Origin of the sequence: Bradyrhizobium acaciae, from assembly GCF_020889785.1 — a bacterium.
In the GTDB taxonomy this organism is placed as follows: Bacteria; Pseudomonadota; Alphaproteobacteria; order Rhizobiales; family Xanthobacteraceae; genus Bradyrhizobium; species Bradyrhizobium acaciae.
In genome coordinates this window covers 39,803-62,519 of the sequence record NZ_JACMYK010000029.1, presented here as the reverse complement: position 1 = coordinate 62,519, position 22,717 = coordinate 39,803, and the positions used below count along the sequence as shown (strand labels likewise).

The 22,717-nt window shown below is 63.6% G+C and carries 20 protein-coding genes, 1 tRNA gene and 1 pseudogene; 15 read left to right on the top strand and 7 right to left on the bottom strand.

Annotated features, from left to right (window positions below; all coding sequences use genetic code 11):
- Window positions 1-280 precede the first annotated feature (280 nt).
- Both H8A92_RS14800 and H8A92_RS14795 read left to right on the top strand, forming a co-directional pair.
- A pseudogene (locus tag H8A92_RS14800) lies at window positions 281-1,029 on the top strand (lytic murein transglycosylase).
- 101 nt (window positions 1,030-1,130) lie between these two features.
- A complete protein-coding gene (locus H8A92_RS14795) occupies window positions 1,131-1,538 on the top strand; it encodes a hypothetical protein (RefSeq protein WP_229196498.1) in 408 nt (135 codons plus the stop codon).
- A gap of 8 nt (window positions 1,539-1,546) precedes the next feature.
- Here the strand turns inward: H8A92_RS14795 and H8A92_RS14790 are convergent, their stop codons facing one another.
- Window positions 1,547-1,933: a YciI family protein gene (locus H8A92_RS14790; RefSeq protein WP_229196497.1), complete on the bottom strand. Its 387-nt coding sequence runs from the start codon at window positions 1,931-1,933 to the stop codon at window positions 1,547-1,549.
- A 607-nt stretch (window positions 1,934-2,540) separates the two neighbouring features.
- On the opposite strand from H8A92_RS14790, the gene H8A92_RS14785 reads away from it, so the two are divergent.
- Window positions 2,541-2,614 (top strand) — tRNA-Gly (locus tag H8A92_RS14785).
- Between the two features lie 186 nt (window positions 2,615-2,800).
- Here H8A92_RS14785 and H8A92_RS14780 read toward each other — a convergent pair.
- A complete protein-coding gene (locus tag H8A92_RS14780; protein WP_229196496.1) occupies window positions 2,801-2,965 on the bottom strand; it encodes a hypothetical protein in 165 nt (54 codons plus the stop codon).
- A gap of 181 nt (window positions 2,966-3,146) precedes the next feature.
- Between H8A92_RS14780 and H8A92_RS14775 the strand changes: the two genes are divergently transcribed.
- Complete coding sequence (locus H8A92_RS14775; RefSeq protein WP_338026543.1) at window positions 3,147-3,953, top strand: Crp/Fnr family transcriptional regulator; 807 nt, start codon at window positions 3,147-3,149, stop codon at window positions 3,951-3,953.
- 265 nt (window positions 3,954-4,218) lie between these two features.
- Here H8A92_RS14775 and H8A92_RS14770 read toward each other — a convergent pair whose 3' ends face one another.
- Window positions 4,219-6,822, bottom strand: coding sequence for an MASE1 domain-containing protein (locus H8A92_RS14770; protein WP_229196494.1), 2,604 nt, complete (start codon window positions 6,820-6,822; stop codon window positions 4,219-4,221).
- 418 nt (window positions 6,823-7,240) lie between these two features.
- Between H8A92_RS14770 and H8A92_RS14765 the strand changes: the two genes are divergently transcribed.
- The 6 genes from H8A92_RS14765 to H8A92_RS14740 all read left to right on the top strand — a co-directional run bounded on the left by H8A92_RS14765 (window position 7,241) and on the right by H8A92_RS14740 (window position 13,258).
- The gene (locus tag H8A92_RS14765) at window positions 7,241-7,390 is read left to right on the top strand and encodes a hypothetical protein (RefSeq protein WP_229182934.1); all 150 of its coding nucleotides are present in this window, start codon (window positions 7,241-7,243) and stop codon (window positions 7,388-7,390) included.
- Between the two features lie 700 nt (window positions 7,391-8,090).
- A complete protein-coding gene (locus H8A92_RS14760) occupies window positions 8,091-9,041 on the top strand; it encodes a PDR/VanB family oxidoreductase (RefSeq protein WP_229196493.1) in 951 nt (316 codons plus the stop codon).
- A gap of 18 nt (window positions 9,042-9,059) precedes the next feature.
- Complete coding sequence (locus H8A92_RS14755; protein ID WP_229196492.1) at window positions 9,060-10,412, top strand: aromatic ring-hydroxylating dioxygenase subunit alpha; 1,353 nt, start codon at window positions 9,060-9,062, stop codon at window positions 10,410-10,412.
- Window positions 10,409-10,885: an aromatic-ring-hydroxylating dioxygenase subunit beta gene (locus H8A92_RS14750; protein WP_229196491.1), complete on the top strand. Its 477-nt coding sequence runs from the start codon at window positions 10,409-10,411 to the stop codon at window positions 10,883-10,885. The genes H8A92_RS14755 and H8A92_RS14750 overlap by 4 nt, the downstream gene beginning before the upstream one ends.
- Before the next feature lie 7 nt (window positions 10,886-10,892).
- Window positions 10,893-12,509 (top strand): ATP-dependent acyl-CoA ligase, encoded by a 1,617-nt coding sequence (locus H8A92_RS14745; protein WP_229196490.1) that lies wholly within the window; start codon window positions 10,893-10,895, stop codon window positions 12,507-12,509.
- Window positions 12,510-12,529: 20 nt separating this feature from the next.
- Window positions 12,530-13,258: an SDR family NAD(P)-dependent oxidoreductase gene (locus H8A92_RS14740; RefSeq protein ID WP_229196489.1), complete on the top strand. Its 729-nt coding sequence runs from the start codon at window positions 12,530-12,532 to the stop codon at window positions 13,256-13,258.
- Between the two features lie 12 nt (window positions 13,259-13,270).
- Here the strand turns inward: H8A92_RS14740 and H8A92_RS14735 are convergent, their stop codons facing one another.
- From H8A92_RS14735 to H8A92_RS14720, 4 genes are read right to left on the bottom strand one after another with little or no spacing between them, the layout of a single operon-like run.
- The gene (locus tag H8A92_RS14735) at window positions 13,271-13,753 is read right to left on the bottom strand and encodes a MarR family winged helix-turn-helix transcriptional regulator (RefSeq protein WP_163155009.1); all 483 of its coding nucleotides are present in this window, start codon (window positions 13,751-13,753) and stop codon (window positions 13,271-13,273) included.
- The gene (locus H8A92_RS14730) at window positions 13,753-14,250 is read right to left on the bottom strand and encodes a MarR family winged helix-turn-helix transcriptional regulator (protein WP_163155011.1); all 498 of its coding nucleotides are present in this window, start codon (window positions 14,248-14,250) and stop codon (window positions 13,753-13,755) included. The genes H8A92_RS14735 and H8A92_RS14730 overlap by 1 nt, the downstream gene beginning before the upstream one ends.
- Complete coding sequence (locus H8A92_RS14725) at window positions 14,247-15,812, bottom strand: indolepyruvate oxidoreductase subunit beta family protein (protein WP_229196488.1); 1,566 nt, start codon at window positions 15,810-15,812, stop codon at window positions 14,247-14,249. Before H8A92_RS14725 ends, H8A92_RS14730 begins: the two co-directional genes overlap by 4 nt.
- 10 nt (window positions 15,813-15,822) lie before the next feature.
- The gene (locus H8A92_RS14720; RefSeq protein WP_229196487.1) at window positions 15,823-17,982 is read right to left on the bottom strand and encodes a thiamine pyrophosphate-dependent enzyme; all 2,160 of its coding nucleotides are present in this window, start codon (window positions 17,980-17,982) and stop codon (window positions 15,823-15,825) included.
- A 92-nt stretch (window positions 17,983-18,074) separates the two neighbouring features.
- Here H8A92_RS14720 and H8A92_RS14715 point away from each other — a divergent pair, with 92 nt between their 5' ends.
- From H8A92_RS14715 to H8A92_RS14695, 5 genes are all read left to right on the top strand, one after another.
- The gene (locus tag H8A92_RS14715) at window positions 18,075-19,094 is read left to right on the top strand and encodes a carbon-nitrogen hydrolase family protein (RefSeq protein ID WP_229196486.1); all 1,020 of its coding nucleotides are present in this window, start codon (window positions 18,075-18,077) and stop codon (window positions 19,092-19,094) included.
- A 229-nt stretch (window positions 19,095-19,323) separates the two neighbouring features.
- The gene (locus H8A92_RS14710) at window positions 19,324-20,430 is read left to right on the top strand and encodes a cupin domain-containing protein (RefSeq protein ID WP_229196485.1); all 1,107 of its coding nucleotides are present in this window, start codon (window positions 19,324-19,326) and stop codon (window positions 20,428-20,430) included.
- 44 nt (window positions 20,431-20,474) lie between these two features.
- The gene (locus tag H8A92_RS14705; RefSeq protein WP_229196484.1) at window positions 20,475-21,383 is read left to right on the top strand and encodes a fumarylacetoacetate hydrolase family protein; all 909 of its coding nucleotides are present in this window, start codon (window positions 20,475-20,477) and stop codon (window positions 21,381-21,383) included.
- Window positions 21,383-21,814, top strand: a complete 432-nt coding sequence (locus tag H8A92_RS14700) for an acyl-CoA thioesterase (RefSeq protein ID WP_163155023.1) — start codon at window positions 21,383-21,385, stop codon at window positions 21,812-21,814. Before H8A92_RS14705 ends, H8A92_RS14700 begins: the two co-directional genes overlap by 1 nt.
- Entirely contained in the window at window positions 21,811-22,527 is a 717-nt protein-coding gene (locus tag H8A92_RS14695) for a hypothetical protein (protein ID WP_229196483.1), read from the top strand. The genes H8A92_RS14700 and H8A92_RS14695 overlap by 4 nt, the downstream gene beginning before the upstream one ends.
- Window positions 22,528-22,717 lie beyond the last annotated feature (190 nt).

The window sequence follows — 22,717 nt, the reverse complement described above, 5'->3', positions numbered from 1 at the left end:
CTTTCGCCAGGACGACGCGTGGCGAGAGCCCAGCCCGCGAGGCCGGGACGACGCCGCGAATGTCGAGCCATCCGGGCCGTCGGCCGGGATGGCGAATCCGTTGCCGGCGACATATCGTGGCGGTCTGCGGCCGAATCTGAGGCGGATCGTTCATCGCCGGGTCATGTAAATCCGGCCATCGTCAGCGCCGCGCCCGCCGGGGCGGCGGCACATTTAGCGGAGGAGGTTTCGGATGATCAGGGGCTGGCAGATTGCGGCGTCGGCGCTCGCCATCGTCGCGATGGTTGCAACGCTGGGCACGGAGGCGAAAGCGGCGCAGTGCGGCAACGGGCCCGGCGGGTTCGAAGCCTGGAAGGAGCAATTCGCCGGCGAGGCGAGGGCCAAGGGCGTCGGCGCCACCGCGATCGACGCGCTGATGCAGGCGCGTTACGCCAGCGCGACGATCGCCGCGGATCGTGGCCAGCGCAGCTTCGGCCTCTCGCTCGAGCAGTTCATGGCCAAGCGGGGATCGGCGACCATCGTGGCGCGCGGCCGTTCGCTGAAGCAATCGCAGGCGGCGATGTTCGCCTCGATCCAGCAGCGCTACGGCGTGCCGCCGGGACCGCTGATCGCGATCTGGGGCATGGAGAGCGGCTTCGGCAGCCAGCGCGGCAACCAGAACATGCTGTCGTCGATCGCGACGCTTGCCTATGACTGCCGCCGTCCGGAGTTCTTCACCGAGCAGCTCTATGCCGCGTTGAAGCTGATCGACCGCGGCAGCCTGTCCGGCAGCACGCGTGGTTCGATGCATGGCGAGATCGGCCAGACCCAGTTCATGCCGAAGAACGTGCTGGCCTACGGCACCGGCAATCTCGACGTCGCCGCCAATGCGCTGGCCTCGACGGCGAACTTCCTGCGCGCCAATGGCTGGCGCGCGGCGCCGGCTATCAACCCGGGGAACCCAATTTCGCCGCGATCGAGGCATGGAACGCGGCAGGGGTCTATCAGAAGGCGATCGCCATCATGGGCCGGCAGATCGACGGCCAATGAGCGCAGGCGCGAATTCTCCGCCTCCGGGTTCCTTCATCCCCTGTTAACGCAACGGTGCCCAGATCGGGCGTGGTGAAACGGAGCAAGTGGAGACGGGCTCCATGCTCAAGAACGGCACCTATGCGGCGTGGTTTCGCACGTCGCTCGCGGATGGCACCGGCACCGTGCACGTCGCCGACGGCAGGCTGTGGGGCAGCGATGCCATCATGCGCTACGACGGCACCTATGAGGTCGACGGCGAGCGCTTCTCGGTCGTCCTCACCGCTACGCGGCACTCCGAAGGTCATCAGACAGTGTTCGGCACCGACGATCTCGTGGTGCGGCTCGAAGGAGTCGCGAGCAGCGCGATCGCGACCGCCACCGGCAGGGCCGACGCCGTGCCCGATCTTGCCTTCGAGGTGACGCTGATTCCGAGCCACGACGCGCCGCCCGAGCCGCCGCCGGATCTGCCGATGCCGAAGTTCGATCCGAGCAAGCTGCCGAAGCTACCGAAACGCTCCAGCCGCTAAACAAATTGCTACGCGTCCTTGGGGCCCGCGGTCTCCGGAAACGGTGCGCCGGGGATGTAGAGCTTCAGCGGGCGGATCTCGTAGACTGCCGAAGGGTTGACGCTGCGCAGGTCGCGCGCCGCGGCGATCGCTTCCGCCTCATCGGCGCAATCGATCACGTAGAAGCCGAGCAGCTGCTCCTTGGTCTCTGAAAACGGGCCGTCGATCACCATGCCGTGGCCGGGCCCGCGCAGGGTGCTGGCCTTGCGCGTCTCGTCGAGCCGTGCAGCCGGGCCGAGCCGGCCCTTCAGCCGTTGATGGACCTCGCGCAGTCCCGTCATCACGGCTGCGTCCTCTTCGGCGGTCCACGATTTGACCTCGGCTTCGACGTGGTAGGCCAGGATGGCATAAAGCATCTATTGAGCTCCTCGTTTCTGATGCGGCAGGCGCTGAACGCGATGATGTTCGAGCTTGATCTTTCCGGAGGAGCGCTTCGCGCTTTTCCGGATCATGCCCTAAGACGTCTCGCGGTGGCCCGCGCCGACATTTCATGTGTAGCGGATCGGATCGATTTGAGGCTGCGACAAGGTATCCCCCGTAGCCGTGCGGAAACCGGATTCCGCCCGGCAGGCTTGAACGCGTGAATCGGGCGGGCAGGGCGGCGGCGAACTTCGCGGCTCGACCGCAAAAAGGCGCGGCGGAATCGCTTCCGCCGCGCCCCCGATATTGATGTCTCGCTGGTCCAGGGCTGAGAGCGCCCCGATGCCAGGCTGATTGCTCAGGGCCTAGCGGGCGATCCCAGCGAGGTGACAGCGCTTGAGACAAGACACTAGATCACCTCCTTTCTTTGTTGATGGGACCAGCAATATAGGTGGCGAATCCGCCGCTGTTAAGGCCGCCAGCCGGCCCGTCCGCACCAGGAACCGGGCGGATCGCGCCGAAATATCTGCGTTTACCGGACAACAAAGCCATCCGCCGAGGCAGTTGAGACGGCCGTCCGGCCGTGTTAGGGGATCGTTCGACGCGGGTGTAGCTCAATGGTAGAGCAGCAGCCTTCCAAGCTGAATACGAGGGTTCGATTCCCTTCACCCGCTCCAATGATTTCAATAGCTTAGCGCGTCAGGAGAGTTTCATTCCGACAAGTCGCGCTTTCTCGTTCTGACAAACGTTCGCTTGTTGAGCTCGACGCTTGATGCGCTTCATTTGCGTATCCGGCTTTGCCACGTCGTCATCGTGAAGATCGTGAGCCATTGCCGCAGTTGAGGACCACTGTCCCTTCGGCATCACGGCTGCTGCGCGGCGATCGTGATGCGGGAAAGCGCTTCTAGGTTCACGCCAGCATCCCAGCCGCGGCGATTGGCGAAGGCTTCATTGGCGGCAACGATGTGCTGGAAGCGGTCTTTGCCCGAGCGCTGGCGATCGGCTCCGTTCTCGCGCTCCCGGCGCATGCGATGATTCCGGCGGCGCAGGAAGGAGGCTCGCCTGCGGAGCGGCCGATGGTCGCTTCATTCCCCTATTTGTGCTCTATCTCGCCCTCGCCGAGTCTTTGGTTTGAGTTGACGAGCGCAATGGTTTCATCCGGAATAGCCGCTATCGGTATCGGCTTACACAGCACTTTGGCGAAATCAAATGATACTCAGCGCAGACGCGTCCAGCATGCTGGATCGCATTCTAGATGCAGCAACCAATAACCTCAGGTTCGCTAAGATTCTGCTTCAGATGGGTCTCGATCCCAATGACGTGACCTGGGACGCCATTTTCAGCCGCTTGCTGGAAATCTTTCTGCACAACATCACCCTGGCAAACATGTTCGCCCTGGTTGGCGCGATCTTCTTTGTCGCTACCCTGCTGACGCAGACCATGGTGCCGCTTCGGGTCGCCAACATGATCGGTTGCGTATTCTTCGCCATCTTCGGTGCGCTCACTGGAGCCGTTACGACGTTTCTTCTTTATCTCTTGATGGTTCCCATAAACGCCTATCGCCTTCGTCAAATGCTCGCTCTCGTGAAGAAGGCGCGCGCCGCAACGCAGGGCGACATGTCGATGGAGTGGCTCAAGCCGTTCATGACCCAGCGCAAGTATCGCAAGGGCGACATCTTGATGAAGAAAGGTGACGCGGCCAACGAAATGCTGCTGACTGTTACCGGCAGATTCCGGGTCGTCGAAATCGACGTCGATGTTCCGCCGGGCCGCCTGATGGGTGAACTCGGCTTCCTCACGCCCGACAACCGCCGGACCGCGACGATCGAATGTATCGAGGATGGCCACGTTCTAACCATCACCTATGAAAAGTTGCTCGAGATCTACTTCCAGAACCCGCAATTCGGCTACTACTTCCTTGTCTTGACCAGCCAGCGCCTGCTGGAAAATCTCGCGCGGGCCGAAGCCATCATAGCGCAGAACAAGATCGCGGTGCAGACGGGCTCGGCGAACTGACGGTGGTTCGGCTCGATAGACCCTGGCTGCCGCCCGCCGCAAACCTGAACCTACCGAACCGCTCCTCCGGGCAATGGATGCTGTCTCGCACGACACACGACAAGAAGGTCATGATTTATTGAGTGCGCACGGCGCCGAGTAGCTCAACTTGCGAGACCGTGCACCCAGCGGGTCAGGCCGGAACCGGACTCGCGCATGTGCGACGCGGGAGGCCTGCTCGATCACTGCGTCGGCACGGCCGAGCAGTCCCCGTGATGGCGATCGGTCAATGTCTGCGCAGCGCGTCGGTCGTGTTTGACGCCAAAGGTACGACGGATGATCGCGCTGATCTCGGGGGCGCAAGATCCTGGATGAAATCTCTCAGTGCCTCGGTATCGAACGGCTTGCGGAGTATCTTCAGATTTGCCGGTGCCGCATTTGCAGCATCGCTGTAACCGGTCGTCAGGGCGATCGGCAAACCCGGGTAGCGCGACCGCACTTCTCTCGCGAGCCCGACGCCGTCGATCGTTCCCGGCATGACGATATCGCTGAAGACGAGATCGATCCTCGTGCCGGCATCGAGCAGTTTCAGCGCCGCTTCGGCGGAATCCCGATAGATCGTTTCATAACCCAGATGCTCGAACAGCGATGATGTCACATCCGCCACTTCTGGGCTGTCGTCGACAACGAGAACCGTCTGCCGCTGCGGCTGCTTCGGTCTTGCCCTGGCAGCGGCGAGGTCTTTAGTGGCGGTTTGCTCGTCTGCACTGGACGGCAAGTAGATTGTAATCGTCGTTCCTTGTCCAACCTTGCTGTCTGCCGTCACCGTTCCACCCGCCTGGTGGGCAAAACCATAGACCTGGGACAGGCCGAGCCCGGTCCCTTTGCCGACCTCCTTGGTCGTGAAAAACGGATCGAACATCTTGGACAGAAGATGTGGCGGAATACCCGTGCCGGTATCGCCAAGCGCTATCGCAAAGAAGGCCTGTGCACGGCGATCGCCGCCGGTTTCCTGATTCGCGGTCACCGCATGGACGGACAAGGTGAACGTGCCGCCGCTCGGCATCGCATCGCGCGCATTGACGGCGATGTTGACGATCGCAAGTTCCAGCTCGGCGAGGTCCACCTTGACCGACGCGACACCCTCACCGACGTTCTCGTTGTACACGATGTTCCCGCGCAGTGAGCTCTCGATCATGGTCCGCATGTTCTTGATGGACGCATTCAGATCGACGACCGTCGGGCTGAGATGCTGATGACGAGAGAAGGTCAGCAATTGGCGTGTGAGGCTCTCGCCGCGTTTAGCCGCGGTCTGGATGGCTTCGATTGCCTTGGGCAATTTTGGATCGAGCAGGCGCGTGAAGATCTGGGCACTGCCTCCGATGATCATCAACAGATTGTTGAAGTCGTGTGCAATGCCGCCTGTCAGCTTGCCGATTGCCTCCATTTTCTGCGACATCGCGAGCTGTTCGCGCGCCTGAACCAGCTTCTCCTCCGCGTCGCGTCGCTCGGTTGCGTCCCGCAGAATACTGATGAAGCCGATCAGATTTCCTGCGTCGTCATGGCTCGATGAGACCGAGCCCGTGATGAAGAACGGCGTACCGTTCTTTCTGATGCGCCAACCCTCGACGTCGTACCTGCCTCTTTCGATTGCAGTCTCCAGCGCGTGTGCTGGTGAACCCGCGCGTCGCTCATCCGGCCGGTACAATATTCCAAAATGCTTGCCGATGATTTCTTCCGAGGTGTAGCCGATGATTTTTTGAGCGGTACTATTCCAGCTCGTAACGTGTCCTTCTCGATCAAGCGCAAAAATTGCATAATCGACGACGCCTTCGATAAGGGTCTGGAAGTGCCGCCTGATACTGTCGAGCGCCAAGGATTTCCGTTCAAGTTGACCGTTCAGTTGGTCCTGAACAGAAAGTAGATGGACTTCCGTGCTCTGGTGCGTCGCAATTGCCGCTGCCAGGGCAAGAGGAGGTGCCGATACGATGATCGAAAGCACGAACAAGGATAACAGTGCGCCATTCGGATCCAGTTTCGGAAATGGATCATTCCCCACCGAGAAGCCCCACACGGCCATTCCGACAAAAATGAACGCAGCCGTCGACACTGTGCATCGATCGCCGCGCAGGCCGGCCCAGATCAAGGGTAGTAGAACCAGAAAGCCCAGAAGGCTCCGATGCGGCAGCAACACGTCGAGGTCAGTGCTGACGAGGTCGGTACCGATGAGCGGGCTGTATGCAACGATCCCGATGATCGCAGCGAGAGCGGGGACAGCGATCGATTCCAGCAGCTTCCATGTGGAAGGAATGCGTAAGGGCATCGCCGCCCAGAGCACGATGAGCGGAGCGATCACCAGCGCCGCGGCAGCGTCCGCAAGCCACCAGGTCACCCCGGCGACGATGGACTCGGCAATGCTCGATTCGTTGGCGAGCGCGAAGCCGGCCAGGGCGATGGTTGAACTGATGATCGTGGTCGGCGCAAAGGAAATGACCGCAAATTTTGCGACGCCGGAAGGCGTGGCAAACGTCTCGCGACTGTTCGACCAGCGGTCGATCAGCTGTGTCCCGGCAAATGCAGCAAGGAGGCTGCCGATCCCGGCGGCGCCAAACTCCAGGAACGATCGGTCGGCCATGAGGTAGGGAGAGACGGCTCCCACCAGGATCGCCGGCCAGATCCGGTAACCGCGCAGCAGGACCAGCGCGAGCGCAAGCCCGGTTGGCGGCCATAGCGTCGTCCCGGTCGGATTTATCGCCGGAAGCAATCGCGCGGATTCAGCAAGGCCGCCACAAATCGCGGCAACTATCAAGATTTCGGCCGAGTAGGTCGCAATGCTCCGAGCGTCGCCAAGAGCGAAAATCCCGGCCTTGTCGAACCTTGCCCTTTCCATCCCAAGCCTTTGCAGTGGGCATCTCAAGAATACGGTGGCGACCTGTCCCCTGATCCAGTGTCACCAAAAGCGGCGAATCGCATTGTCATGACGTCGATGGTTCCCGCCAAGCACTCAACGCAGTTTTGACCAAAGCATGGCCGCACGATGGTGAGGAGAGGGGACCAGGCAAACTTCGGAACGAGAGGCTATCGGGCAGGACCATTGACCTAATAGCAGGGCGCACCAAGACCCGAAACGGGGCACGGCAGCATCCGGATACAAATTGGGTACGATCCCGCTGCGTGTCGATGGGGCACCAGCCGTCATTTTTCCTGTTGGCGCAGGAGGGAGCGCGCTGCAATGGCGAGCGACATCCGTATTGAACTCGGCCGAAGGTAGCGGCGACCAAACTGTCGGTAGACTGGAGGACCACGACATGCCCGACTGGATTCTCGCGCCGATTTGTGTGGCCGCACTGGGCGGCTTTATCTGGTTCGCGTTTCGACAGGGGTTCAAGGTCAAGCCCGACAAGGACAATCGCGACCATCCGACTTTACCCCTTGGGCCGGACGGGTCTTGGCGCTAACGGCGGTGCCGGACGACAGGCGCTGCCGGCGCCACGCCGCGTGGCCCATGGTCGTGGTGAGATCGTCATGGTGAACTCGTGATGGAGCCGAGGGTGCCCCAAGGAGGGGCCTCGATGGCGTCCTTTGCGGTCGGTGGTGCTACACCCTTTGGGGTATGCCAATCGTCACGTGAACTTTCTGCCTCGACGTGTAGACGTAATTGCTACCGGGATTTTGCATTTCCTTCCTGGGGCTAGAGCCGACGCCGTCCGCGTGCATTTCAAGCGGGCGGTGTTGTGCTGATGTGAACCACCGCCCCGTCGCAGCGTCCCGCTCCCGCGTGCGGAGGCGGCCCATGAAGCGAATACCCACGAGCGAAGCGATCATCACCGTCGTCCTGTTGGTGATGTTCGCGCTCGTGATCTGGTTTGGCGCCATGCCCTGAGTCGCCATGCCCTGAGCCCCGGGGCGCCCGGCGCCGGCCGACCGGTGATCAAACGAGCTCGCGCGGCGCGCTGGACACGCTGCATTTCGTATCCCGTTCGGCCTCACAATCATGCAGGTCACGCGCCATGGTGGCGGTCGCAGGCCACCGACCTTTCGGCATCGACCGGTCCCATGAGCCTTGACGCACCCGCTTCCTGCCGCCACGTCGGCGATTGACAGGGAATTATTACATGTATAAAAATATGCAAATTCATATAATATGAGATGCCCGAAATGGACGCGCATCCGCTTAAGCTCAAGGTGCAGTCGGTCGTTGCGGAGACGTCGGTCGTTCGCAGCGTCGTGTTCGACGTGGAGGGCGGCGCCGTGCCACAATGGCAAGCGGGCGCGCATATTCGCGTGCTGCTGCCGAACGGGGGAGACCGGCCGTACTCCCTGATGGCGTTGCCGGACCTGCCCGACGGCACGGTGGCGTTGGGGGTGCTGCGCGAGGAGGCGTCGACCGGTGGCTCGCAGTTCATCCACGCGCTTCAGGTCGGCGACGTCGTGAGGGCGACCACGCCGGTCAACAATTTCGGTCTTCATGAGGGCACAGCGCCCGCGCTGCTGTTTGCCGGCGGCATCGGCGTCACGCCGATCCTGTCGATGGCCGCGGAGCTGAAGGCGCAGGGAATTCCCTATCGCCTGCACTATGCCGGGCGAATGCCGGGGCTGCTGGGATTCCTGCCGCAGTTGCAGGCGATCTGTTCGGAGGGCCTCGCGGTTCACTACGACAGCGATGAGTCTCGCCTCGATATCGCGGCAGCGCTCTCTGATGCGCCTGCGGATGCGCACGTCTATGTCTGCGGCCCGGCCGGCATGATCGACGCGGTGAAATCAGCGGCGCTCGCCAAGGGCATTCCGGCAGAGCGCATCCATTTCGAGCTGTTCAAGGCGGAGCAGCCCAGTTCCCCCAACCAGCCGTTCGAGGTCGAGCTCAAGTCGACCGGGCAGGTCATCACGGTCGCGACCGATCAGAGCATCATTCAGGCGCTGGAAGCGGCGGGCCTCGACGTGCTCTACGATTGCCAGCGCGGCGATTGCGGCATCTGCCAGTGCGGGGTGATCGCAGGCCTGCCCGATCATCGTGACGTCATTCTCAGCGACGACGAGAAGGCATCCAACAAGGTCATGCAGATCTGCGTGTCGCGTGCGAAGTCGGAACGGCTGGTGTTGGATCTCTGAGAGGAGGCAAGAGGCGCCATGGCGAAATACGGAAAGAATCCCCGTGCGATCGCGGGGCTCGTGCGCGACGCCGAAGTGCATCGCGACGTCTATGTCGATCCCGAGGTTTTCGAGCTCGAGATGGAGCATCTGTTTCCCAACAGCTGGATTTATGTCGGCCATGCCAGCCAGCTGTCGAAGCCAGGCGATTTCATCACCGCCAATATCGGCCGGCAGCCGGTCATGGCGAGCCGCCATAGCGACGGCTCGATCCACGTCTTCTACAACCGCTGTCCGCACAAGGGCGTCAAGATCGCCTCCGAGCCGTGCGGCAACACCGGAAAGTTCTTCCGCTGTCCCTATCATGCCTGGTCGTTCAAGACCGACGGCTCGCTGCTCGCGATCCCGCTGAAGAAGGGCTACGAGGGCACCGGATTTACGGACACGCAGGCGAGCGACGGGCTGTCGAAGATCAAGAATGTCGTCATCTACCGCGATTTCATCTTCGCGCGGCTGAGCGAGAACGGTGTCGCCTTCGAGGATTATTTCGGTGAAAGCCTCTCGACCATCGACAACATGGCCGACCGCTCGCCGGAGGGGAAGCTCGCCGTCGAGGCCGTGCCGATCCGCTACATGCACACCTGCAATTGGAAGATGCTGGTCGAGAACCAGACCGACACCTGCCATCCCATGGTCGCGCATGAGAGCTCGGCCGGCACCGCCATCAAGGTCTGGCAGCGCGAGCAGGGCAATTCCACCGAGACGCCGATGGCAGTGCAACTCTATGGGCCGTTCATGAGCCCGTACGAGTTCTACGAACAGAGCGGCATCCGGATCTGGCCCAACGGCCATGGCCATACCGGCGTCGCCAACTCCATCCATTCGAACTATTCGGACGTCGAGGGCTATCTCGGCCAGATGGTTGCCGCCTATGGCGAGAAACGGGCGCACGAGATCCTGGGAGAGGTCCGGCACAACACCGTCTATTTCCCGAACATCATGGTCAAGGGCGCGGTGCAGATCCTGCGCAATTTCATCCCGATCGCCGTCGACCGGACGCTGGTGGAGAGCTGGGTCTATCGCCTGGTCGGCGCGCCCGACAAGCTCTACGAGCGGGCGCTGATGTACAACCGCTTCATCAACGCACCGACCTCGATCGTCGGGCACGACGATCTCGAAATGTATGAACGGGCCCAGGAAGGGTTGAAGACCAACGGCAATCAGTGGGTCAATCTGCGCCGGCTCTACGAGAGCGGCGAGGAGGCGGACGTCACCGCCGTCATCAACGGCACGTCGGAGCGCCAGATGCGGAACCAGTTTCATGCCTGGGCCAAATTCATGACCATGGACATGAAGCAGGACGTGGACCAGCCCGTCGAGGCCGCCGAATGATCAGCGAAAACACCATCACCGATTTCATCTATCGGGAAGCCGAGCTGCTCGACACGATGCAGTGGCAGGCCTGGCTCGACCTGTTTCATCCGGAGGCGCGCTACTGGATGCCGCTGGAATGGCAACAGCAGGATCCGGTGCTGCAGCCGTCACTGATGTATGAAGACCTGTTGCTGATGAAGGTGCGCGTCGAGCGCCTGACCGGCGAACGCACCTTCAGCCAGAAGCCGAAGAGCCGCTGCCATCATCTGCTGCAGGCGCCGCGGATCGTTGCCTGCGATCCGGCGGCCGGCGTCTTCAAGGCGCGGACGTCCTACATCTACACCGAGACCCGCGGCGACACGCTGGAGCGCTTTTCGGGATGGGCGTCGCACGATCTCGTCCAGGTCGGCGACGACCTCAAGATCATGCTCAAGCGCATCGATCTCGTGAACTTCGACGCCCCCTTCGGCAATATCCAGCTCTTCATGTGAGTGCGCCTTGACCGTTGCGACCACTGTCCATGCCCGCTTCCGCGACATCGCCCTTAGCCGGGGGGGCGCCGGCTTTCTCAACGTGCTGCCCGAGACGGCCGAGATCTACGGCATCGCGGCCGGCGAGATCTCGTATCGTGCCATGCTCGAGCGGGTGGAGTGCTGGCGCACGGCGTTTGCCGGACGCGGCTATGGCGAAGGCCATCGGGTCGGGCTCCTGCTCGAGAACAGGCCGCGCTTCGTCGAGCTGTGGTTCGCGCTGAATGCGCTCGGCGTCTCCGTGGTGCCGATCAACCCCGATCTGCGGGTCAGCGAGCTCGAATACATCATCGCGCATTCCGAGATGAATGCGGCGTTCGTGCTCGCCAAACGCCGCGACGAGGTCGAGACCGCGGCGCGCCAGGCCGGCCGGCTGATTCCGGTGGTGACCGAGGGCGACGACGTTCCGGCCCCGCTCGGCGGCGCGCGGCCGGCGAACGCGGGCGACGGGGCGACTGAGTGCGCGCTGCTCTATACGTCGGGGACGACGGGCCAGCCCAAGGGCTGCGTGCTCACCAACACCTATTTCCTGCATTCCGGAGACTGGTATCGCGACGTCGGCGGCTTGATCGATCTCAAGAACGAAGGCGAGCGCATGATCACGCCGCTGCCGCTATTTCACATGAACGCAATGGCGGTGTCGCTGATGGCGATGCTGTCGGTCGGCGGCAGCCTGACCATGCTCGATCGCTTCCATCCGCGCAGCTGGTGGCAATCGGTGCGCGACAGCCGCGCGACCTGCCTGCATTATCTCGGCGTGATGCCCTCGATGCTGATGAGCGCGCCGCCGTCGGACGACGATCGCGCGCACAATGTGAAGTTCGGCTTCGGCGCCGGCGTCGACAAGCTGCTGCACGCTCCGTTCGAGGCGCGCTTCGGCTTTCCGCTGCTCGAGGCCTGGGCGATGACCGAGACCGGGAGCGGCGGCGTGATCGCCGCCAATGTCGAGCCGCGCAAGGTCGGCACCAGCTGTTTCGGCCGTCCGGCGCCCGAGGTCGAGGTTCGGATCGTCGACGACGGCGGCAACGATGCATTGGTGGGGACGCCGGGCGAGCTGCTGGTGCGGCGGGCGGGGGCCGATCCCCGCTACGGCTTCTTCAGGGAGTACCTGAAGAATCCGGAAGCCACCGCCGAGGCCTGGAAGGACGGCTGGCTCCATACCGGGGACATCGTATCGCGCGATGGCGATGGCGACCTGCATTTCGTCGATCGCAAGAAGAACGTGATCCGCCGCTCCGGCGAGAACATCGCCGCGGTCGAGGTCGAATCCGTGCTCAACCGCCATCCTGCGATCCGGCAGGCCGCGGTGGCGGCAACACCGGATCAGGTACGCGGCGACGAGGTCGCGGCCGTGATCATCGCGGAGCAGCCGGGGGCGGATCGTGCGCTCGCCGAGGATATCGTGCGCTGGAGCCTGGAGCAGATGGCCTACTACAAGGCGCCGGGCTGGATCTGTTTCGTCGAGAAACTCCCGCTGACCGCGACCGAGAAGATCCAGCGCGCCGGACTGAAGGAGTTCGTCGCGAAGCTGATGCGCGAGGGCGCATTCTTCGATTGTCGCGACCTCAAGCGGCGGCAGGAGTGACAATTGGCATGGAGCCGATCATGAGCCAAGCCCGCACCACACTCATCACCGGCGGCAATTCCGGGATCGGCGAGGCGCTGGCGAAGAAGCTCGTTGGCGAAGGACAGCGGGTGGTCTCGGTCGGGCTGGAGAAGCCCGTGTGGACCCACGACCTGCTCACCGCGTATCGCGCGGACCTGACAAGCATGGCGGAGACACGGGCAATCGCCGAGGAGATCTGCCGCGATCATGCCATCGATAGCCTCGTGCACAATGCCGGCATCATCCTGCCGAACCTCTTGGCCGACGCGAAGCCGGAAGACATCCTGACACTGGCGCAGCTGCACCTGGGCGCCCCCATGCTGCTGACCCAGGCGGCGATGGAAGGGATGCGGTCGCGGCGGTTCGGGCGGATCGTGTTCGTGAGCTCGCGCGCCGCGATGGGCGCGGCCACGCGCTCGGCCTATTCCGCGACCAAGGCCGGCGTGCACGGCATGGCGCGGACATGGGCGCTGGAGCTGGCGTCGAGCGGGATCACGGTGAACGTGGTCGCGCCGGGTCCGATCCTGACCGACAATTTCTGGGGCATCGTCCCGAAGGGCTCCGAGCAGCAGGAGCGGATGGCACGCAACGTTCCGGTCGGGCGGCTCGGTACCCGCGAGGACGTGGCGCACGCGATCAGCTTCTTCCTCGACGAGCGCTCGGACTTCGTGACCGGCCAGGTGCTCTATGTCTGCGGCGGCACCAGCCTTGCCGGCCTCAGTCCCTGATCCCGGATCAGATCAGATCTGGTTCTGGCGGATGTTCTCGACCATCCTGGCCAGCACACGGGCGCAGACCTCGATCTCGTCGGGATCGATACCCACGGTCAGCCGGTCGTAGTTCGCCTCCATGATCGGCCAGATCTTGCGCAGCAGCGCCTCGCCGTCCGGCGTCAATCCGACGACGCGGCGACGCTGGTCCTCCTCCGCGATCTCGCGCTTGACGAGGCCCGCCGTCACCATCGACTCCACCATGCGGCTCGCGGTCGACTGCTCGGTAACGGCCAGAACGGCGATCTCGTTGACGGTCAGGGTCTTGTAGATGAACAGCACCGACAGCGTCCGGAATACGACGTTGTTGATGTTGTGCTCGCTGAGATCGCGGTTCTGATCCAGGTTCCAGCGATTGGCGAGCCGGTTGAACAGATAGGGAATGTAGCTTTGCAACTGGTCCCGCGTCCGCGGTGGACCGGATTTCCATCTGCTCCTGGATTCTTTGGCCATTACTTCTTGCGACCCTGCTGCTTGCTTTCGCTGCCGAGTTTCGAGGAGAGGGACCGCAGCACCGAAAGCGCCGTCTCCAGCTCCCGGGCGGGGATGCTTTCGAGCCGTTCGCTCAAGTGCTTCTTATGCACGTCGGCGGCCTTCCTGAACAGGGCCTCGCCCTTTGGCGTCAGCCGGACGATGAACGAGCGGCGGTCCTCGCTCGACATCTCCTTGCTGATGAGATCATCAGCCAGCAGGCGCTGCACCAGGCCCGAGACGTTGCCGCCGGACACTTTCAGGTTCTGCGACAACTGCCCGAGCGCGAGGCCGTCCCGGTAGCGATCGAGCTGCGCCAGCACGTCGAACTTGGCCAGCGACAGTCCGAACTCCGAGCTCAGCATGGAATTCAGCGACGCGAACAGCTCGCCATGCAGCGACAGCAGCTGCAGCCAAAGCCGGGTCTCGATCTGCCCGAAGACGGGAGCAATGTTCTCCTTGAGCGCCGATGACGTCATGCGAAGCTCTTGATGGTCTGGATCACGCCGTCGAGCTCCTTGCCGGCGCTGTCCTTCAGCGCGGCTTCCCGCAGGCGGCGCGCCCAGTCGGCGGCATCGTCGCGCGGCGCGACCAGCTTGATCGCGGCCAGCGTCTTGTCGAATTTCGACAGGCCGCGGCTGTGCGTATCGGAATAGCCTTTGACGAGGCGCCGGCATTGCAGGATCTCGACGCCCAACTGATAGTTCGTTCGGACTGCCTCCGTCGCGGACTTGACCCATTCGTCCCGGTGCGCGGTCTCGATGGCATGGCGCAGAGAGCGGCGGCGTAGGCCCCGCAGTCCGCCGACGACATAGAGCGCGAGGAACCAGGGCAGCGCGTAGGTCCGCACCCTTCGTCCTTTGTTGACGCGACGGTCGAGCCAGCCGAGCAGGCCGGGCTTGGCGCCGAGCCAGCGGGCAAATCCCGCCGGCAGCATGCCCATGACCTCCTCCATGCGCGGATGCATGAACTCGGTGGTCTGGAGCACCTGGCCCTCGGACAAGTCGAGCTCGCCTTCGATCCGCGCGCGGCGGCCGGATCGGGTCTTGAGGTCGGCAACGCGGATGACGTCGTCATAGGTCATGGCGTTGGCGAGATATTTTGCGGCGGCCTCGGTGAAGGCAAAATTCCGCTCGGCGCCGCCGGCGCTGCGATCGGCGGCGTGGAGCCTGCCGAGGATGTCGAGATATTCGCCGCCATAGGCGACGTCCTGGAAATCGACCACTTTCTTCAGCCCGGCGCGGCCGATGGCTTGGACGGCCTCGGGCAATTCCTGCGTCAGCCGGGCGGCGAGGCCGGCAAGGCGGGGATCCAGAGCCGCCGGAGCGGGGGGCGTCTTGGCAGTCTCCGATTGCGCGGGGGCCGTCGGCTCCGGAGATTTCGACTGCACCCGGTCAAACGCGGCTTCGAACGCGCGAATGCTGGCCTGCGCGCCCTTGTCGCCGGCGCGGATGACGTCGAGATAGCTGTCGCGGCTGAAGCTCAGCACGCCGGCGCCCGCGAGAGCGCCGAACATCGCGGCCGAGATCACGCTGCCGTTGGCGATCGCGAGCGCGTTCATGTCGAAGATGATCTCGGTCTTGGCGGCGATCCCGATGGCGCCGGTCACAGCGCCCTTGTCGGCGATGCCGTTGCCCGGCGCGATCTTCTCGCCGATGGCAAAGGTCCGGTGGTTGGATGCGATCAGCGTGGTGCGGTCCGGCGTCACCAGGCCGCGCAGGATCGAGCGCCCGGCTTCCATGAACTCCGCTGCCATCACCACGTCGACATCGCCGGGCGTCGGCATCAGCGACAGGATCGGCTTGCGGCCGTCGAGCGGCGGCATCGCCTCGATATAGTAGATCGTGGCGCCGGTGCGCTGGGCGACGCCGGGCACCGAGGTCGATTGCGCGACCCAGCCGTGGTTCTCGGCGAGCTGGACGATCCAGTCGGTCAGGACGCCGCCGCCCTGGCCACCCATCGCGACGATCGCGATCGAGATCGGCCGCTCGGTCGCGTCACCCGCGGCGGGGAGGGCGAGCTTCACCGTTTCGTCTCTCATGCCAAAGCTCTCATGCCAAAGCCTCGAGCGCCGGACGCCGGCGATCGCGCCGCCGCTGCAGCCAGCCGATCACGGCCATCGCAACCTTTGATTTGAACTTGTCCCAGCCGGTCGGATTGTGAATGACGTCGGCGCGATAGAACGAGGGGCACAGCACCGCCGCTTCCGCGACTTCGCCGCAATTGCCGCAGCCGACGCAGGAATTGTCGATGGCCGCAACGGGATCGTCGCGCAGGGGGTCGTCGAGCTGCTTGACCGAAAGCGACGGGCAGCCGGAGAGGCGGATGCAGGCGTGGTCGCCGGTGCAGACATCCTCGTCGACGCCAAAACGTTCCTTGACGGTGCGAACGCCGTCCTTGATCGCCTTGCTGATCTGCGGCTTCACGCGGCGCTGCTTGTTCAGCATGCATTCGGAGGAGGCGACGATGACCTTCGGGCCCTGCTCCTTGGTGGTCAAAGCCTCCTTCAGCGTGTCGCGCATCCGGCCGACATCGTAGGTGCGGTCGATCTGCCGGACCCATTGCCCGCCGATGCCCTTCACGGCCTGCACGATCGAGTTGTTGGTGTTGCGCCGCTTGCTTACCGCGCGCGACGACAGGATGTCCTGACCGCCGGTGGCCGAGGTGTAGTAATTGTCGACGATGACGAAGACGCCGTCATGCTTGTTGAAGACGGCGTTGCCGATGCCGCTGGTCAGCCCGTTGTGCCAGAAGCCGCCGTCACCCATCACGGCGATCGAGCGCTTGTCGGCCTTGACGTTGAAGGCCGAGGTCGAGGCCGGGCCGAGGCCAAAGCCCATCGTCGTGGCGCCGATGTTGAACGGCGGCAGGATCGAGAACAAATGACAGCCGATGTCGGCGGAGACGTGGTGCTCGCCGAGCTCGCTCTCGACCAGCTTCATCGCGGCGAAGATCGGCCGCTCCGGGCAGCCGGTGCAAAGCCCGGGCGGACGCGCCGGCACGACCTGCTTCAGCTTCTCGACCTCGGGGTGGCTCAGCACGGCGGTTGCGTCCGGCGCCGGCGGCCGGTTGCCGAGCTGCCGCGGATCGGTCTTTTCGAGGAATTCGCGCACGCCGCCGAGCAGCACCTGCGCGGTGTAGTCGCCACCCATCGGCAGCACGTCCTTGCCGTGGACCCGCGCCTGGATATCCCGGCGGCGCAGCACCGTGTTGATCGCCTGTTCCAGATATTCCGGCTGGCCTTCCTCGACGATGAGGACCGCGTCCTTGTCGAGACAGAACTCCGCGACCTCGGTGTCGATCACGGGGTAGGTGACGTTCATGACGTAGAGCGGGATCTGGGTGTTGCCGTAGGCATCCGACAGCCCGAGATATTGCAGCGCGCGGATGACGTTGTTGTACATCCCGCCCTGCATGATGATGCCGACCTTGCCCTGCTTCGGCCCCATCCATTCATTCAGCCGGTTGTCCCGGACGAAGTTGATGGCCGCGGGCATCCGCGTCCTGATCTTCTCCTGCTCATGCTCGTAGGCCGCCGGCGGCAGCACGATGCGGCCGACGTCGCGCTTCGGATTGTTCAGGGCGTCCTTGATGGTGTGGGCCGGCTTGAGATTGTCCTTGCAGGCAAAGCTTCCGTGCATGTGGCAGGCACGGACCCGCACCTCCAGCATCACAGGCGTGTTCGAGACCTCCGAGAGCTCAAAACCCTTCTCGATCAGATTGACGATGCATTCATGGTCGGGGCGCGGATCGAGCAGCCAGATCTGCGATTTCATCGCAAAGGCGTGGGTGCGTTCCTGCATGATCGAGGAGCCTTCGCCGTAATCCTCGCCGACGATGATCATGGTGCCGCCGGTGACGCCACCGGAGGCGAGATTGGCCAGCGCGTCGGAGGCGACATTGGTGCCGACGGTCGACTTCCACGCGACCGCGCCACGCAGGGGATACATCACGGAGGCCGACAGCATTGCTGCTGCCGCCGCTTCATTGGCGGAGCTCTGGAACACGACGCCGAGATCGTCGAGCACGTCCTTGGCGTCAGCCAGCACGTCCATCAAATGCGAGATCGGCGAACCCTGATAGCCGCCGACATAGGCGACGCCGGATTGCAGCAGGGCCTTGGTGATGGCGAGGATGCCTTCGCCGCGGAAAGTGTCGCCGTCGCCGAGCCGGAGATCCTCGACCTCGCGAGCAAAAGACCGTTCAGCCATTGCACCCTCCAGAAATATGCTATAGCATACGTTTACATGTAAAGTAAGTCAACGCTGCGCCACGAGTATGAGCCGGCGACAGGGTAGGGCCAATGCTGAAGCTGCCGCGCTTTAGAGCCGCCGCCGTCCAGGCTTCTCCCGTCTATCTCAATGCGAGCGCGACCGCCGACAAGGCCGCCTCACTGGTGCATGAAGCCGCGGCGAACGGCGCGCGACTGGTCGCATTCCCTGAAGTGTTCGTGCCCGGCTATCCCTATTGGAACTGGATCACCGATCCCGTCACCGGAAGCGTCTGGTTCGAGAAGCTCGTCAAATCTTCGGTTCTGGTGCCCGGTCCCGAGATCGACATCGTCCGCAAGGCCGCGCGCGATAGCGGGTGCTACGTCGTGCTCGGCGTCAACGAGCGCAGCCCGGTGTCGCTCGGCGCGCTCTACAACACGCTGGTCTTCATCGGCCCGGACGGAACGCTGCTCGGCAAGCACCGCAAGCTGGTGCCGACCTGGGCCGAGAAGCTGACCTGGACCGGCGGTGACGGCTCGAGCCTGCGCGTCTACGAGACCGAGATCGGGCGCCTCGGCGGGCTCGCCTGCGGCGAGAACACCAACACGCTGGCGCGCTTTGCATTGTTGGGGCAGGGCGAGCTGGTTCACGTTGCGAGCTACATCTCGCTGCCCGTCGCGCCGCCGGACTACGACATGGCGGAGGCGATCAAGCTGCGCGCCATTGCCCATTCCTTCGAAGGAAAGATCTTCACGATCGTTTCCTGCTCGACCGTGTCGGAGGAGATCATTGCGGCGATGCAGACCGTCGTTCCCGATGCGCGGGCGCGCTTGCAGCGCAAGTCGAGCGCATTCTCCGGGGTGATCGGGCCGGACGGCCGTCTCGTCGGCGAGCCGCTGATCGACGATGAAGGCATCGTCTATGCCGACATCGACCTCGAGCGCTGCATCCAGCCGAAGCAGATGCATGACATCGTCGGGCATTATAACCGGTTCGACATCTTCGATCTGCGGGTCAATCGCCGTCCGCAGGCGCCGCTCGACCTTGCAGACGGCGAACGTCTGGCCGCGGAGCAAGCGAGCTTCGTCTCAGTCCCAGGCAGGACGGAATGATGGACGTGGATCCAACGACCGCTCCTCGCCGTCGTCCTGGCGAAAGCCAGGACCCATTACCCCGAATGGTCATCGTCGGGCGATCCGGGGCCACGACCCCTCTCGCAGTGAATGTGGTGGTTATGGGTCCTGGCTTTCGCCAGGACGACAGCGGTGAGTGTGGCGGCAGGACTGCATGAGACAGGACGTCATGAACCAGGACGACACGAAGTAAGACTTGGAGGACAGGATGAGCGAAAACGTCATCGGCCGGGCCAATGTCGAGGATACTCCGGAGCTCAAGGCCTATTACAAGGATCTCGAGCAATTCGAGGCCGGCGCGCTGTGGACGGTCGCCAACAAGATCGAGCCGTGGCAGCCGCAGTCGGCGTCAATCCCCGTGCTCTGGCGCTACAGCGATCTGCGGGAGCACGTGCTGCGCTCGGTGGAGCTGGTCTCGCCGGAGAAGGCGGGACGGCGGGTGATCTACCTCAACAATCCCGGTCGCCGCGACGTGTCGGCCGCGGTCGGCTGGCTCTATTCAGGCTTGCAGGTGATGCACCCGGGCGAAGTGGCCTCCGCCCACGCGCACTCGGCCTCGGCCCTGCGCTTCATCATGGAAGGGGCGGGCGCCTACACCATCGTCGATGGTCACAAGATGACGCTCGGCGCGCGGGATTTCGTGCTGACGCCGAACGGCACCTGGCACGAGCATGGCGTCGAGGCCAACGGCTCGGTCTGCATCTGGCAGGACGGGCTCGATATTCCGCTGGTCAATGCGCTGGAGGCCAATTTCTTCGTCGTGCACCCGAATATCCAGCAGGAGGAGTCGGGCTATCCCGTCGACGACATGACCAAGACCTGGGACAATCCCGGCCTTCGGCCGGCGGGCTCGCGATGGTCGAACGGCTATTCGCCGATGTTCAAATATGAGTGGGAGCCGACTTACGAGTCGCTCGGGAAATACGCCGCCGCGACCGACGGATCGCCCTTTGACGGCATCCTCATGAACTACGTCAATCCGATCACCGGCGGGCATGTGATGCAGACGATCGGCGCCAGCATGCAGATGCTGCGGCCGGGCGAGAAGACCAGGTCGCACCGGCACACCGGAAGCTTCGTCTATCAGGTTGCCAAGGGGCGCGGCTATTCCGTGATCGGTGGCAAGCGGTTCGAGTGGCAGGAGCGCGACATCTTCTGCGTTCCGTCCTGGGCCTGGCATGAGCACGGCAACGCCTCCGAAAGCGAGGACGCCTGCCTGTTCTGCTTCAATGATCTCCCCGTCATCGAAGGGCTCGGCCTCTACCGGGAAGAGGCTTACGGCGACAATGCCGGCCATCAGCCGGTCGCGGCCTGACATTTCCCCACAGCTTTCAACCCGAACAACCGGATCGAGCTTTCATGCGTCTTGTCACCTACACTTTGGGCCCGAGCGGTGCCCGCCTTGGACTTGTCGTCGACGGATTGGTTGTCGATGTCGAGCGGCTCGGTGCGTCACGCGGTCTGGTCTGGCCGGCCGACATGCTGTCGTTCATCGATCATGGTGTCACGCTGCTGCCGGCGTTGAAAGATTGCCTCGACGGTGCCAGCGGGCGCCTGCCGGCCGGCGCTGCCGTTCCGATCGAGGACGTCAGGCTGCAGGCACCGATCCCGCGCCCGCGCAAGAACATCTTCGGCATCGGGCTGAACTATCGCGCGCATGTGGCGGAGTCCGCCAAGAGCCTGGACACCGACAAGGATCTGCCGAAGCAGCCGGTCGTATTCTCGAAGCCGCCGACCGCGGTGATCGGCCCGGGCGCGGCGATCCAGCACAATGCCGGCGTGACCCAGCAGCTCGACTGGGAGGTCGAGCTCGCCGTCATCGTCGGCAAGACCGCGACCCGCATCCCGGCCACGAAGGCGATGGATCACGTCTTCGGCTATTCTGTCATGATCGATATTTCCGCGCGCGACAATCGCCGCGCCGGACAGTGGATCTTCTCCAAGGGCATGGACACCTACGCGCCGTTCGGTCCCTGCATCGTGACTGCAGACGAGATTCCCGATCCGCATGATCTCCGGCTCTGGCTGACCAAGAACGGCGTCATGAAGCAGGACTCCAACACCCGATACATGATCTTCGATATTCCAACCCTGATCGCCGACATTTCGTCGGGCATGACGCTCGAACCGGGCGACATCATCGCGACCGGAACGCCCGAAGGCGTCGGCGCCGGCATGAGCCCGCAGGAATGGCTGTGGCCCGGCGACGTGGTCGAGGCCGGCGTCGATGGCGTCGGCGTCATCCGGCACCCCGTCGTTGCGATCTGATGACGTCGTTCTCGTTCGATCGCGAGCTGAGGTTCGGCGACTGCGATCCGTCGGGCATCGCCTATTTCCCGTCCTACCTGAACATCCTCAATGGTGTGGTCGAGGAATTCTGGGCCACGATCGGGTTTTCCTGGCCGGAGCTCATCACTGTCCGCAAGATCGGGACGCCGACGGTGCATCTGGCCTGCGACTTCTCACGGCCGTCGAAGTTCGGCGACCGCCTGACGTTCGGCCTGCACATCGTCAAGATCGGCCGCGCGTCGCTTCATCTGGCGCACGTCGTCACCGGCGCAGATGGCCTGCGCTGGCGCGCGCGCCAGATCCTTGCCGCGACGTCGCTGGTCGATCATCACGCGATACCCTGGCCCGACGACGTCCGCGCGGCGCTGATGTCGCATCTGCAAGCCGGCGAGGAGATGACGGCATCATGATCTCGCTGTTCATGACGTTCTCCGATCCGACAGGCGAACGGCGTGTTGACCCGGACGATGTTGCGGCTGCTTCTGCCGTGGTAGGGTCGGTCCCGGGGATGGCCGAGGGCCTGCTGTTTACGCCGCTGGAGCAATCGGTCGATCATCCCTACAAGGCCGACGGGGCCGGGCCGGTGTTTGCGCTGCAACTGCGTTTTCCGGACTTGTTTGCATGCGAAGCCGCGATGGATCGCGGCAGCGTGCTCGCGGGTCTTGCCGCAGGTCGCGGACTGCCGAGCCTCGCCGGATTGGACGTGACGCATCAGGCGATGGTGACGCGCGTCTTTCCGGTCGACGACGCCACGCATGCGAACGGCACGGTGACGCCGTGCAGCTACCTCGTGCATTATCCCGGGCCGGCCGACGACATGAATGGCTGGAATTTGCATTATCTGGAGCACCATCCGTCGATCATGCGGACCTTCCCCGGCATCCGCCAGATCGAGATCTACACGCGCATCGATTGGGTTGACCGGCTGCCGTCGCGGCGGGTCGAGTACATGCAGCGCAATAGGCTGATGTTCGACAGCCCGCAAGCCCTTGCGCGCGCGCTGGGCTCCGACGTCATCAAGCGGATGCGCGAGGACTTCGTCCGGTTTCCGCCGTTCGGGGGCGGCAACAAGCATTTTCCGATGCTGACGAGGATCGTTCCGGCAAGGGGGATGGGTGAGTGAGAGGGCGAGGGCGGAACGCCGCGATGATGGCATCGTGCCACTGATTTGCCCGACGGCGCAAGCGATTTCTGAAAAGCAGTAGATGTTGCGCCGGGCCGCCAAGCCGCTGATTTTGCGGTGGCCGGCTACTGTGCATGGGGTTGTTTTCGACTTTTTTGCTGCGCGGCTCGCCGGGACCGACCTGAACCGT